We start from the raw sequence: 13,877 nt of genomic DNA, 5'->3' as shown, positions 1-13,877 counted from the left end.
CTAATTACCGCCTTTATCTTATTGACAAGCTGTTAGGCTTACCCGGTATCAAATCATCCAGGAAAAAATCATGTCGGTACAAGGTATTGAAGGGGTCCTCAGCCAGCTTCAGGCTACGGCGGGGATTGCAAAGAATCAGAGCGTGGAGAGTCAGCCTTCGGTGAGCTTTGCCGGGCAGCTTCACGCGGCGCTGGATCGCATCAGTGACACGCAAAACGCCGCGCGCGTTCAGGCCGAAAAATTCACCCTGGGCGAACCGGGCGTGGGCTTAAATGACGTGATGACCGATCTGCAAAAATCCTCGGTGTCACTGCAAATGGGCATCCAGGTACGTAACAAACTGGTCGCCGCCTACCAGGACGTGATGTCGATGCAGGTGTAGCAGGTTGGGGCACTACCGGAAAGTTTCACCTTCGCCGTGTGCCCCCTCACTCTGACGCAGCGTCAGAGTGACCTCATTTCTTTACTTCTGAATCAAATAGCGAATCGTTGGCCCGTCCTGCTGAATAGCCAGCACGGTGTAGCCATGATTTTGCGCATCCAGCGGAATGTTGTTGATCGACTGCGGGCAGTCGCTGACCACTTCCAGGATCTCGCCTTTGTTAAGTTGCGGCATCGCTTCGAGCGTGGCGACGGCCGGGTAGGGGCAGGGTTCGCCGACCATGTCGAGGCGGTAATCAGGCACGATCTCTTTCATGCTGGCTCCTTAATAGCGACCTGCGCCGCGCGTTTAAAGAAATGTTTTTCCCAGGCCACCATCAGCAGGAAAGCCACGAGCAGCAGGGCATAGGTCACCAGCAAGCCACCCAGTGGACCGAAGGTGTTTAGCAGATTTACTTTGTCCCACTGCGTTGCCAGCGCGGGCGCGAGATCGTCCCACCAGTACGCCAGCAGGGTAGAGCCGATAACGTTGCCAAGTCCTACCCACCAGTAGTGCACCTGGCCTTCCACCGCGCGGTACATCCAGCCGGTTTCACAGCCGCCCGCCAGCACAATACCGAAACCAAACAGCAGCCCGCCGATCACGGCATTCGGGCCTGCCCACATGATTTTGGCTTCAACGCCAAGCTGCACGTAGCTGAAAATCCCGATGGCGCTGGCTGCCATCCCTAAAAGAATGGCTTTCGCCAGATGGGTGCGGCCGGTGATCCACATATCGCGGAAAGCCGAGGTAAAGCAGATCTGCGCGCGTTCAATCAGTAAACCAAACCCGACGCCAAACAGCATTGCGAGGCCCAGCTTTGGCTTGTCCATTGCGGTCAGTAGGGCCCAGCCCAGCATTCCGATGAACACCAGCATTCCCAGGCGGAAACGGCGACGCGCCTGGTGTGGGTCCTGGGTCAGCGGCGAGGCGCTGGAGACTTTTTGCATTTTCACCGGAATGCGAAACAGCGGCAGTAGCGTTACCCGCGCACCAAACCAGGTGCCGACAGCGGTTGCCAGCGCAAAAAACCAGGCGTGCAGGGAGAACTGTGGAATACCGGTAAAAAAAGCCGCCAGGTTGCAGCCCATCGCCAGGCGTGCGCCAAATCCGGCGATGATCCCGCCGATAATCGCCTGTGCGATGCGGATCCGGCTACGGGGTATCCGCAGCTTCACGTTATTCGCCCACAGCGCCGCCGCCAGACAGCCGCCGAACATGCCGATGATCATCATGCCGTCGATACGGGTTAACGGCGTGCCGTCGAGGTGGATCAGTTTGTAGTACCCCCACTCCTGGGCAGGGACGCCAAACAGTTGCAGCAACTGACCGCCCCAGCGGGTGAATTCGCCGGTTACCGCCCAGAAAGTGCCAGTGATGCCAAAATAGTAGGTGGAGAGGATGCCCGCCGCGATGACGGCAGGGGCAGGTGCCCAGAATTTAATTAACCAGGTCTGCTTGAAGTGTTGCCATGACATATTGTTAGCCTCTGAACTCAGAAGGATCTATCAGTGAAAATGAACCGCGATAGTACACGCGCGGCGCGGTTTGCATAGCACAAAACGTTCATTTGCTGGCAGAGATCAATTTTAAGGCCGGAGGGTGAAACGCTGGCAGGGGCAACGCTTTAATGCCACACTCTTTTTTTTCACTTAGAGCCGAATAAATGATGAAAAAAGTCGCAATATCTGGCGCTTTGCTGCTCCTTGCAGGTTGTGCGCAAGTTGAAAACTATCAGGATGTGGTGAAACACCCGGCACCGGCGGGGCTGGTGGGGTACTGGCAGTCGGCGGGGCCGCAGAGCAAACTGGTCAGCCCGGAAGCGATTGCCAGTCTGATTGTCACCGCCGAAGGGGATACGCTGGATTGCCGTCAGTGGCAGCGGGTGATCGCCGTGCCGGGCAAATTAATGCTGCGTGGAGATTCGCTGGATAACGTCACGCGAGAGCTGGATATCTACGGGATTGAGCGTGAAGGCAATGAGCTTGAGTACGCCGGGATGACCTTAAAGCGTGTGGATCGTCCTACCGCCGAATGCGCCGATGCGCTTACGAAAAAACCGCTGCCCTCCATGCTGCCCTGAAAAATACGCTGAGTGAGCACGCGCCACTCAGCGTTATCTTTACGCCTCTTCTAATATCCACACGCTCACGCTGCCGCCGTTACAGGTAAATACCCCTGCGCCGTTCTCGTCGGTGGTGACCGTCTCTTCCCGGTTGCCGAGGAAATCACGCCAGTTTTTGTTGGCATAATTTTCCCCAAGCGTCAGCGTTTTTTCACCGTCATCCCCGTTCGAGAGCACCACCACGCAGCCCGGATCCTCTTCGGTGCCGCTGCGGCTGAACGCGATGCAGTTGGGGTGATCAAACCACAGGGTCTGAATGCCGTGGGCAAAGCGCTGGCGGGCGAGGATCAACTGATCGAGCTGGTGGATCACCGGCATATCAACGTGGTAGGTCTCGCCGTCGCCGCCGGTATCGTCATAGCTTGCGCCGTAGAGATCCGGGTAGAAGACGCAGGGCACGCCGTTTTCCCGTAGCAGGATCAGCGCGTAAGCCAGCGGTTTAAACCAGGCTTCTACCGGCGCTTCCAGCGATTGCAGCGGCTGGGTATCGTGGTTGGCAACCAGCGTCACCGCGTGAAACGGATCGGCTTCCACCAGCGTGTCGGTAAAGATCTGGCTCATATCATAGTCGCGCCCCTGGAGCGAGGCTTCGTGAAATTTCATGTGCAGCGGGGCATCAAACAGCATGGTTTTGCCTTCCACCTGATTGATATAGTTCTGCAGTTTTCCCACGTCGTTGGCCCAGTATTCCGCCACGATAAATAGCGGGGTGTCCGCCACCTCCTGCACATGCTCGATCCACTCTTTATAGAACCAGGCCGGAATGTGTTTCACCGCATCGAGGCGGAATCCCTGGCAGTGGGTTTGATCCATTACCCATCTGGCCCAGTATTTGATCTCCTCGGTCACCGCGCGATTACGAAAGTCGATATTCGATCCCATCAGGTAATCGAAATTACCCATTTCGTTATCTACCTGATCGTTCCAGCCTTCGCCGGTATAGTCGTTAACGATTTTGAAGACGCCATCTTCCGACGGATTATCGATATGATCGACGCCGCTGAAGCATTTGTAATCCCAGATGAACTGTGAATATTGCCCGTTACGGACAGGGAAGGTGTAGCGGGTCCAGGCTTCGCACTCAATGACCTCTTCATCGATTTGCGTGCGATCGTCACTGTTGACGCGATTTACCAGAACGGTTTCTTTCTCGTCAGCGCCCATTTTGTGATTGACCACGACATCGAGCAGAACGGCGATCTTATTTTCCTGCAGTGCGTTGATTGCGGTCAGTAACTGGGCTTTGTCGCCATATTTGGTGGCAACGCTGCCTTTTTGATCGAATTCACCCAGGTCGAACAGGTCGTAGGAGTCATAGCCTGGTGAATGGGGGCCATCCGCGCCTTTGTAGGCGGGCGGCAGCCAGACCATGTTAATACCCAGATCATTGAAGCCCGATGCGCGCTCCGCCAGCTCCGGCCAGAGTTTGCCGCCATCAGGGTAATACCAGTGAAAGCATTGCAATAAGGTGGGATTTTTCATCTTCCATGCTCCAGAAGTCATTTATATGACTTCTGGAGTATAACGCACCGGCAGTTTATCGCGCGGGCGTACCGGGTTCCGGTACCAGGAGCATGCCGGACAGACGCCCGTAGGTGCTGTTCAGGCTTTGCTGACGGGTGGACTGGCTGATAAGCCCGCTTAATTCATTCAGACGCTGTTGCAGAAGTTGCTTTAAAAGCACCTCGTTATCCAGCGTCTGTTTTAAATAGCCCGCTACCAAATCCTGAACGCTTTGCTGCAATCCCTGTGGAGTTTGAGTTTTCATAACCGCCTCAATAGTTTGCAGATAGGTAACTTCCTGTTCAAGCAGAAGATCCCATTCGCCACGCTGAGCAAGTTCCAGCAGCGACTGGCTAAGCAGCGCAACACGCTGCCAACGGCTGACTAACTCCACATGAAGGGACATCAAATAGACTCCTGGACCGCTTGCTGAGGGGAAATTTGCTTCCAGGCATCGGCAATATTGGCCAGCAACCCTTCGACCTCTTCAATTGCCTGGCCGTCATTGTGCAGATTCGCCTGCAACAGGCGGCGGATCATGTAGTCATACAGTGATGACAGGTTAGTGGCGATCTCGCCGCCTTTTTCATGATCCAGCCCGGCCTTAAGACCGTTATCAATGATATTGATGGCTTTGCTCAACGCTTCGCCTTTCGCCACCATTTCCCCGGACTGCAAAAATAAACGCGCACGCACAAGCGCGCTATGCGCACCGTCGAAAAGCATGACGATGAGCTGGTGCGGACTGGCGCTCATTACGGCGCTTTCTACACCGATTTGCGCGTATGCTTTGGTACCCGCCGTATACATATCAACCTCGTTTATGAAGAGCTTTTTGATGAGAACTGCTGATTCAAATAAGTACTTGTGTTATTCAGTTTGCTCATCAAGGTGTCTAATTGAGTGAACTGCGTTTTATAGCGCGCAATCGTGTCGTCGATGCTGGAACTGACGGACAGATACTGCTTCGTCAGTTTTTTCAGCGTGGTGTTAATACTGTCCTGCGCACTGTCAATCACGCCGTCATCGGCCAGATAACCGTCAACCAGCTTGCCGATCTTGCTGGTCATGCCGGTGGTTTTACCGTCGCCAACCAGCAGCGCCTGTACGTCAAGCGAGTTGGTTTTCAGCGAGGCACTGAGTTTATCGTTGTCGATCTTCAGCTTGCCGCTGGCCGGATCCTGGGTGATGCCCATTTGCGACAGCGTCTGGTAGCTACCTTCATTGGCGCTGGCAGAAAACTGCGCGCGGATCCCGGTCTGAATAGTACGCACAGAGCCGTCGCCGAGCAGGGCACCATTACTGTTGTCCTGCGCATCCGTCCCGGCGTCCACCGAGGTGTACTTGGTCAGCGTACCGATGGTATCAACCAGCGAGTTATACGCATCCACCCAGGATTTAACGGCGGCTTTGGCTTTATCATCGCTTTGTGTGACGGTGACGGTAATGTCATTGGCCACTTTGTTCAGATTCAGCGTCAGGCCTTCTGGCGCATCGGTCACGGTGTTGTTGCTACGGGTAATATTGATGCCGTTAACCGTGAGCTCCGCATCTTTCGCTTCCACGATCTGCGACATGCCGCTACCGATAACATCCGGGTTGTTAAAGCTGAGCAATTCATTCAGCTTTTGATCCCCGGTCACGGAAACACTCATTTTATTGGTGAGGCCGGTTTCGGTTGACGTCAGTACCAGCTGGTAATCGTCATCTTTCACTTTAACAATACTGGCTGACACACCGCCGTTGGCATTGTTAATGGCATCACGCATGCTGGCGAGAGAGGTCTGATCTTTAGTCAGCTTAATCTCAAGCGGTTTTTCTTTACCGTCCTGCTTAATGATCAGCGTACGGCTTTCTGCACTGGTGTCGCCCTGTGCATCGCTGGTGTTCGCCACCGTCGCGGTCGTGCGCAGAGACTGCGCCTGAGCCAGTTGGGTCACGTTAACTTTATAAATACCTGGTGCTGCACCCGCCGCTGTGGTGACGGACAAATCTGTGCTTGAGCTGGTCGCCACTGTGCTTTTAAAAAGCGCGGCATCGTTTAGCGTCGTATTGGCCGTCTGGAATTTTTCCAGCGAGCTTTTAAGCGTGCCGAACGCCGTCAGTTTTGCTGAGAAGCTGCTCTGTTGCTTCGTAATAGGCGTTAAACGCGATTTTTCTGCTGTCTCCAGATTCGTCAGCAACGTACTCAACGGCAGGTTCGAACCGACACCCAAGGATGTAAATGAAGCCATGCGAGTTCCCTTAATATTGCAAACAGTGGTTAAGCACGGTATCGGCAATCTTGCGGCAGAGTTTAATAATATTTGCGTAAATATAATGCGGAGAATAATGAAGGAATGGAGCGGCTTTTCTGCGCTTAAAAAAATAGCAGGAAAAAAATGAAAATTTTCTAAAGTTCGTTTTTGAGGTGCCGATACCCTGGTTACGGTGAGAAACCGTGGGCAACGGCCCAATAACTTCAAGACGTAACTTGTTAAGGAAAAGATTATGGCACAAGTCATCAACACAAACAGCCTGTCGCTGTTGACCCAAAACAATCTGAACAAATCCCAGTCCTCTTTGGGCTCCGCTATTGAGCGTTTGTCTTCTGGCCTGCGCATTAACAGCGCCAAAGATGACGCCGCGGGTCAAGCGATCGCTAACCGCTTCACCGCAAACATCAAAGGTCTGACTCAGGCTTCTCGTAACGCGAACGACGGTATCTCCATCGCGCAGACCACTGAAGGTTCTCTGTCTGAGATCAACAACAACCTGCAGCGTGTTCGTGAACTGTCTGTACAGGCAACTAACGGTACTAACTCTGATTCCGACCTGAAATCCATCCAGGCTGAAATCACCCAGCGTCTGGGCGAGATTGACCGCGTATCTGGTCAGACTCAGTTCAACGGCGTGAAAGTACTGGCTTCTGACCAGACTCTGAAAATCCAGGTTGGCGCGAACGATGGCGAAACCATCGACATCGACCTGAAAGAAATCACCTCCAAGACTCTGGGCCTGGACAAACTGGATCTGACCAACCAGGTTAACTCCAAAGACCTGACCAAAGTTGATGGCACCATCAAAGCAGCGGTACCTGCTGTTACTAACGCGGCTGTTGTTAAAGAGATCACCTTCTCTGCTGCAAGCGGTTCTACTCCAGAACTGAAAGTAATGGACAACGGTTCTCTGGCCGTAAAATCTGGCGGTGCATACTACGCAGCCACTTACGACGCAGACACCAACAAAGTTTCCTACAGCTCTTCTGTTGCCGCTTCTACTACTGCTGAAGCAGCGAGCCAGGCAAGCTTTGTTAACGGTACCGGCACTGCTGCGACGCTGGTTGATATGGCTGATGTTACCGGTGCTAAACTGGATAACACCGCGCCAGAACCGGCTTACACCGTTTATGCTAACAACTCCAACGGTTCCTTCGTTGTGAGTGACGGTACTACCAACTTCACTGCTAACGTTGATCTGAACTCTGGCGTTGTAACTGTAGGTAACTCTACTACTGCCTCTACTGCGACTGGCTTCACCGCTGTTTCTTCTGGCGACGTGCTGACTATCCCGGGTTCTACTACTCCGGCTAAACCAGCTATCTCCGTGAACATGTCTGGCGTGACCATGGCGGGTACTAACGAACTGTACTCCCGTGAAGCGAAAGACAAAGATGGCAAGGCTACCACTGAGTACTTCATCAAGAACACTAATGCTGAAGGTAAAGAAACTTACTTCAAAGCAACTGCTGACCTGGATGCTGCGTCTACTACTGCTGGTAAAGTGACTGTAGGTGAAGAGCAAGTTGTTGACCCGCTGAGCGCTATCGATGAAGCGCTGGCTAAAGTTGACAACCTGCGTTCAGACCTGGGTGCTGTACAGAACCGTTTCGATTCTACCATCACCAACCTGGGCAACACCGTAAACAACCTGTCCTCTGCTCGTAGCCGTATCGAAGATGCTGACTACGCGACCGAAGTGTCCAACATGTCCCGCGCGCAGATCCTGCAGCAGGCTGGTACTTCTGTTCTGGCACAGGCTAACCAGGTTACGCAGAACGTTCTGTCTCTGCTGCGTTAATTTCCCGGTTAGATGTTTCGCAAAACCAACCCTTCGGGGTTGGTTTTTTTTTATCTGAAGTATGGGGAAACCATTTCCCCTCACCCCGGCCCTCTCCCCATGGGAGAGGGGGGGGGTTCGTCCCCTCTCCCTGGGGAGAGGGTTAGGGTGAGGGGGTTTTCGTCCCCTCACCCTGGGGGAGAGGGCCAGGGTGAGGGGGTTTTCGTCCCCTCTCCCTGAGGGAGAGGGCCAGGGTGAGGGGGGGAATGCCGGGAATTAAGGCCTTTGGCGCATGGTTATTCCACCATTGCTGCGCGTGCACCTTGATATCGTAATGCTGATTTACCTCTTTCATGAAAACAGGACCTTTCCGTGACGACAACTGACGTAACTGAACCCGCCGCCGTCCAGCAAGCCGCTGCCCAGGCACTGGCGCTGCCGCTTAATGGCCGTGCATCTGCGCAATATTTACGCGCGGTAGCAAAAATGTATGGTATGGACACGCCGGTTCTGGAGACGGCCAGGGTGTTGACGCTGGGATGTGATACGGGCGCAAATTTGCTGCCATTCTGTGCTGCCTGGCCCAATTCCTCGGTCATTGGCATCGACATTGAGGCAGAATCCATCGCTCAGGGGCAGGAACTGATTGCCCGCAGCGGACTGACTAACCTCCAGCTTTACTGCCTGCAACTTGACGAGTTGCTCGGCGTGTCGCCGGGCGAGCAGGACTACATCATTTTGCAGGGGATGTTTACTCTCCTCGACAGCGCCACGCGTGAAGCGGTACTGGCGTGGTGCAAACAGCATTTAAGTCCGAACGGACTGATTGCCCTCACGTGGCCCTGCTATCCGGGCGCGCGCAGTGAAGAAACGCTTCGTGATGCGATGCTCCTGCACAGCAGCCTTGCCACCACCGAAGAAGAGAAGGTCAACAGCGCCCGCGCCGCCGCCACCTGGCTGTCGCTGGGGATGAGTGACGACAACCCGCTGCGTGCAGGGCTTCTGCCGTTGCTGGCAGAAATTGATACCCTCACCGACACCGAACTGTCGCTGAAATACCTTTCCGGCCTCAATGAAGCCGCCTATCTGGTGGACTTTAACCAGATGGTCGAGCGCAACGGGCTGGTCTATCTGGGTGATGCGGAACCGTTAACCGAGATCCCCGCGCACCACGGCTCTACCGTGGAACAACTTCATCGCACCATCAGCCCGCAGGCCAGTAAAGTGGTGAGCCAGCAGTATCTTGATGTGGCGATCAACCGCCAGCAGCGCTTTAGTTTGCTGGTGGGCGAGCAGCACCGGGATTGCGTGCTGCCGCTGCCGAACAAAAAGCAGATCAAAGAGCTGAACTGGGCCGGTAGTTTCCAGCGTTTATTCAAAGACAACAAACCGCAAAACGCGCTGATCACGGCCACCGGTTCGCTGATGACCACCGATCACGCGTTAACCTTGCGCGTGCTCGATGCCCTCGGCGAAGTCTGGCCGATGAGCCTGTCGTTTTCGCAGATTGTGTTGCACACCGCCTTGCCGGAAGAGAAAAACGACAAGCACGCCGACCAGGTCGCCGGCGTGCTGTGGTCGCTGTTCATGCAGGGATCGAAATCCCTGTTCTTTAGCTATGGCCCATGCCCGTACAGCCAGAGCAGTAATAATGCGCTGAAAGTGCTGCCGGGACTGGCTGCACTTAGCGATCCGCAGCAACCGGTCACTGTGAGCTTTAACTTCTGGCATCAGGCGATTGAACTCACCGCAGAGCAGCAGGATTTTCTGGCGCGGGGTGCGTTAACGCCGGAGCCCGCGACGTTCGGTATGCTGAAAATGTTGCGCGATAAAGGCGTGCTGACCGGTTCTTCACGCGCCTGGCAGAAGTATCTGCAGCAGGTCATCGGCCTGCAACCGTCCAATACCAGCGTGCTGTCGATCAACAGCCTGATGATGTTTACCCATTACGGGATGGAAGATGCCTTCCGCGTAACGCAGACCATTAAAACTGACGCCCGTGCGCGGAAAAAACACGCCGGTAACAGCCAGTTTGATGACGTGGACGATAAAACGGAGAAAAAGCTTAATCAGCTTCTTAACCAGGGTGACAACGTTGGTGCCGCTGAACTCGCCACCAGTCTGATCCAGTCCCTGCCAGGCAACCCGCACGTCTGGCATCGGCAGGCGCAGGTGTTCGCCCGTCAGGATCGCTACAGCGACGCGCTGGCGTCCATCACCAAAGCGATATCGATTGAATCCACGCAATGGGGATTCTATTACGACTACGCCACGCAGCTCTGGCGTATGCAGCACTACTGGATGGCGGAAAAAATCACCCGTTACTGCCTGCGCTTTAATGCCTCCAGTGCCAAACTCTGGTCGCTGCTCTGCGCGCTGACCAAAGAGGGCAATCAGTTTGACGTGGCTGAAAAATGCGCGCGTAAAGCGCTGGCGCTGAATCCGGCGCACACCGTTTCGCTGGCCTATCTGGGTGCGATCCTCGGCGCGCAGTCGCGCTGGGAAGAGGCGATCGTCTGGCTGCGTAAAACCTGTGAAAGTGCGCCGAATGAGATGGTGTACGTCACTAACTATTTATTTGGTCTTCTGCATTCAACGACGATTAGCCCGGAATATCTCTTTGCTGAACATCAGCGTTTCGGTCGCACGGCGACGCGCTGGGCTAAACAGCAGGGCACGGTGCTGCCGCTCGCTAACGAGAAAGATCCACACCGGCCGCTGCGCGTGGGCTTTGTTTCCGGCGATCTGGGTCTGCATCCGGTGACAAACTTTATTCGTCCCGTCTGGGATGCGCTTAATCCTGAGCAATTTTCGCTGTACGCCTACCAGACCTCAAACCGTTACGATCATGTTAGCGAGGCGCTACGCGATAAAGCGGCAGGCTGGTGTGAAGCACAGCATATGAGCCCGCTGGAACTGGCAAAACGTATTCATCAGGATCAGATTGATATCGTTATCGATCTCTCCGGGCATACGGACTACAACCGCCTGCTGGCGTTTAGTCTTAAGCCTGCACCAGTGTCGATCTCGACCATTGGCTACCTTGGTACGACCGGTCTCGACGAGATGGATTACTACATGATTGCCGACTCGCTGGCCCGGCCGGGCGAGCTGGAAAGCCAGTTTAGCGAGGCGCTGATCTACCTGCCGTTCAATAATCAGTTCACGCTGTTTGGCGATGCGCCGGACGTCGTGCCAGCGCCTGCGCTCAGCAACGGGTATTTCACCTTCGGTAGCTTCAACCGTACCGGAAAAATTAACGACGCGGTGCTGGACGTCTGGGCTGAGGTGCTTAAACGCTGTGAAAACGCGCGAATGCTGATCGGCAGCATGGCTGACGATGAGATGAGCCAGCGCTTTATTGCCCGCTTCGCCGAACGGGGTATTGATGCTTCACGTCTGATCATGCGTAAACGCACCACGCTGACCGAATATTTGCAGATGCACGGTGAAGTGGATCTGCTGCTGGATACCTTCCCGTATCCGGGGGGAACCACGGCGAACTACGCCACCATGATGGGCGTGCCGACGCTGACTTACGCCGGGCAAACGCCAATTATGCGCCAGGGCGCGGCGGGGATGCGTCAGTTTGGTCTGGATGAATATGTGGTGACATCCGAAGAGGCGTATGTGGCCCGCGCCGTTGAGATCGCCGCAGATATTGACGGCTTAAACAACACGCGACTGTCACTGCGCGATCGTGCTCTGGCGTACGCTCAGCCGGATGTCAGTCCTGCTCACTACTTTGAAGTGGCACTGCGTGAAGCGTGGGCACGTTACTGCCGGGGTGATGAGGTGACCAGCTTTAGCGTGAAACAAACGCTGGGCGGGTAAAAGGCACCTAAATCATGGGTTATTTCTTGAATTGATGCTGCGGGCACGCCCTATGATAGTCACAAACCTATCGCAGAGCGTGCCTCAGAGGAGTGAGTATGGAAAAGGCTGTTTATGTGACAAGCCCGCTGCTTCCACCGTTGGAAGAGTTTATCCCTTATCTGGAGCAGATTTGGCAAAATAAGCATTTAACCAATGCGGGCCCTTTCCATCAGCAGTTAGAGCAGGCCTTAGCGGACTATCTCGGGGTTGAACACCTGTGCTTATTCTCTAACGGTACGCTCGCACTACTGACCGCGCTTCAGGCGCTGCGTGTGACAGGCGAGGTGATTACCACGCCGTACTCTTTCGTGGCGACGTCGCACACTCTGCTGTGGAACGGACTGACCCCAGTATTTGTCGATATCGATCCGGTTACCTGCAATCTCGATCCGGAAAAGATCGAGCAGGCCATCACCCCGGAAACCACCGCAATTTTACCCGTTCACTGTTACGGCGTGCCGTGCAATGTGAATCGCATTCAGGAAATCGCTGACATCTACGGGCTTAAAGTGATTTATGACGCGGCGCATGCGTTTGGCGTGAAGCAAAACGGGCAAACCATTCTTGAGCACGGCGATCTGTCGATTTTGAGCTTCCACGCCACCAAGGTGTTTAACACCATTGAGGGCGGGGCGATTATCTGCCGCGATGCGAAAATGAAAAAACGCATCGACTATTTAAAGAACTTCGGATTTGCCGATGAAACCACCGTCGTGGCGGCGGGTATCAACGGAAAAATGAACGAAGTCCAGGCGGCATTTGGTCTGCTGCAACTGCAACATATCGATCGTGCGCTGGAACAACGCGCGCAGCTTGGCGAACATTATTCAGAGCTGTTGGCTGATATTCCTGGCGTGAATCTGATTTCGGTTGCTGAGGAAACGCACTGGAACCACGCCTATTATCCGATAAGAATTACCGCAGATTATCCGTTAAGCCGCGATGAGCTTTATGCGCTGCTTAAACAAAATAACATTATGACGCGGCGTTATTTCTACCCGTTAATCAGCAGCTTCCCGATGTACCGCGGATTAAGTAGTGCAACGCAGGCGCTGCTTCCTGTCGCGAATACCGTGGCGAACGAGATCCTTTGTCTGCCTATTTACCCGGATCTTGAGCGTGAGGTGCAGGTAAAAATTGCCGATATTATTAAATCCGCAACGCTCGCGGGTGCCGGGCAAAACCTTGATGAGGCTGTTTAAAGTACGCGGGAAAAGACGATGAATGTATCAATCATGCAGCCGTATCTTTTTCCGTGGATTGGCTATTTTCAGCTTATTTATCAGTCAGACATTTTTGTACTGTATGACGACGCCTGCTTTATTAAGCAGGGGTATATCAACCGTAACAGCATTCTTTCGTCGGGTGAGGCGCTGCGATTTACGCTGCCTGTGCCGGGAGCCTCTTCGTTTAAACGTATCGGTGAACTCTCTTTCGACAAGGCCGATAAACTTCTGAAAACGCTCGCGCAGAACTACCGTAAAGCGCCATATTTTCAGGAGGTCATGCCGCTGATTGAATCGGTATTACGGCAGGACACGCGCGATATTACCGCCTGCTGTCACATGGCTATTGAACGTATTCTGGCGTACACCGGGGTGCAACGGAAAATTATCCGCGCCAGCGAGCTTCATTACGATCGCGCTGAAAATGCTGAGAATAAAGTCATCGGGATGTGCAAGGCGCTGAATGCCACCACCTACGTGAACAGCACCGGTGGCCGCCATCTTTATAACGTGGATGCTTTCGCCGCACAGGGTATTTCGCTGCGTTTTCTGGCCGCGCAAAATTATGTTTATCCGCAAGGGGAGCATGAATTTGTGCCTTATCTTTCGATTATTGATGTGTTGATGCATTGCACGCCCGCGACGATCGTTGAGGCCATGCAACAGTATCACTACGCAGACTGACGCG

At 54.1% G+C, this 13,877-nt stretch carries 12 protein-coding genes; 6 read left to right on the top strand and 6 right to left on the bottom strand.

The genetic code is table 11. The features are described 5' to 3' along the window. Positions 1-70: 70 nt before the first annotated feature. Positions 71-382, top strand: coding sequence for a flagellar hook-basal body complex protein FliE (gene fliE / locus BM373_RS05040; protein WP_090460151.1), 312 nt, complete (start codon positions 71-73; stop codon positions 380-382). An 81-nt stretch (positions 383-463) separates the two neighbouring features. Here the strand turns inward: fliE and yedF are convergent, their stop codons facing one another. Both yedF and yedE read right to left on the bottom strand, forming a co-directional pair. Then, on the bottom strand, positions 464-697 hold the full coding sequence (gene yedF / locus BM373_RS05035) for a sulfurtransferase-like selenium metabolism protein YedF (protein WP_090460150.1): 234 nt from the start codon (positions 695-697) through the stop codon (positions 464-466). Next, positions 694-1,899 (bottom strand): selenium metabolism membrane protein YedE/FdhT, encoded by a 1,206-nt coding sequence (gene yedE / locus BM373_RS05030; protein WP_090460148.1) that lies wholly within the window; start codon positions 1,897-1,899, stop codon positions 694-696. Before yedE ends, yedF begins: the two co-directional genes overlap by 4 nt. Before the next feature lie 191 nt (positions 1,900-2,090). On the opposite strand from yedE, the gene yedD reads away from it, so the two are divergent. Continuing rightward, on the top strand, positions 2,091-2,504 hold the full coding sequence (gene yedD, locus BM373_RS05025) for a lipoprotein YedD (protein ID WP_090460146.1): 414 nt from the start codon (positions 2,091-2,093) through the stop codon (positions 2,502-2,504). Positions 2,505-2,543: 39 nt separating this feature from the next. Here the strand turns inward: yedD and amyA are convergent, their stop codons facing one another. Genes amyA through fliD form a run of 4 tightly spaced genes read right to left on the bottom strand, consistent with a single transcriptional unit; the run spans position 2,544 to position 6,283 of the window. Next, a complete protein-coding gene (amyA, locus tag BM373_RS05020; RefSeq protein WP_090460145.1) occupies positions 2,544-4,028 on the bottom strand; it encodes an alpha-amylase in 1,485 nt (494 codons plus the stop codon). A 55-nt stretch (positions 4,029-4,083) separates the two neighbouring features. Continuing rightward, entirely contained in the window at positions 4,084-4,455 is a 372-nt protein-coding gene (fliT, locus tag BM373_RS05015; protein WP_090460143.1) for a flagella biosynthesis regulatory protein FliT, read from the bottom strand. Continuing rightward, positions 4,455-4,859, bottom strand: coding sequence for a flagellar export chaperone FliS (gene fliS, locus BM373_RS05010; protein WP_090460141.1), 405 nt, complete (start codon positions 4,857-4,859; stop codon positions 4,455-4,457). The genes fliT and fliS overlap by 1 nt, the downstream gene beginning before the upstream one ends. Positions 4,860-4,870: 11 nt before the next feature. Continuing rightward, positions 4,871-6,283: a flagellar filament capping protein FliD gene (gene fliD, locus BM373_RS05005; protein ID WP_090460139.1), complete on the bottom strand. Its 1,413-nt coding sequence runs from the start codon at positions 6,281-6,283 to the stop codon at positions 4,871-4,873. Between the two features lie 256 nt (positions 6,284-6,539). On the opposite strand from fliD, the gene BM373_RS05000 reads away from it, so the two are divergent. From BM373_RS05000 to BM373_RS04985, 4 genes are all read left to right on the top strand, one after another. After that, positions 6,540-8,108 (top strand): flagellin N-terminal helical domain-containing protein, encoded by a 1,569-nt coding sequence (locus BM373_RS05000; RefSeq protein WP_090460137.1) that lies wholly within the window; start codon positions 6,540-6,542, stop codon positions 8,106-8,108. A gap of 351 nt (positions 8,109-8,459) precedes the next feature. Further along, on the top strand, positions 8,460-11,921 hold the full coding sequence (locus tag BM373_RS04995) for a bifunctional class I SAM-dependent methyltransferase/glycosyltransferase (RefSeq protein WP_090460136.1): 3,462 nt from the start codon (positions 8,460-8,462) through the stop codon (positions 11,919-11,921). 98 nt (positions 11,922-12,019) lie between these two features. Continuing rightward, positions 12,020-13,165 carry a DegT/DnrJ/EryC1/StrS family aminotransferase gene (locus BM373_RS04990; protein ID WP_090460135.1) on the top strand — a complete coding sequence of 382 codons (1,146 nt, stop codon included), beginning with the start codon at positions 12,020-12,022 and terminating at the stop codon, positions 13,163-13,165. Between the two features lie 18 nt (positions 13,166-13,183). Beyond that, positions 13,184-13,873: a WbqC family protein gene (locus BM373_RS04985; RefSeq protein ID WP_090460134.1), complete on the top strand. Its 690-nt coding sequence runs from the start codon at positions 13,184-13,186 to the stop codon at positions 13,871-13,873. Positions 13,874-13,877: the final 4 nt, after the last annotated feature.

It is taken from the genome of Enterobacter sp. kpr-6, from assembly GCF_900116015.1.
Lineage (GTDB): Bacteria > Pseudomonadota > Gammaproteobacteria > Enterobacterales > Enterobacteriaceae > Enterobacter_D.
This window is presented reverse-complemented; position numbering and strand designations above follow the sequence as displayed.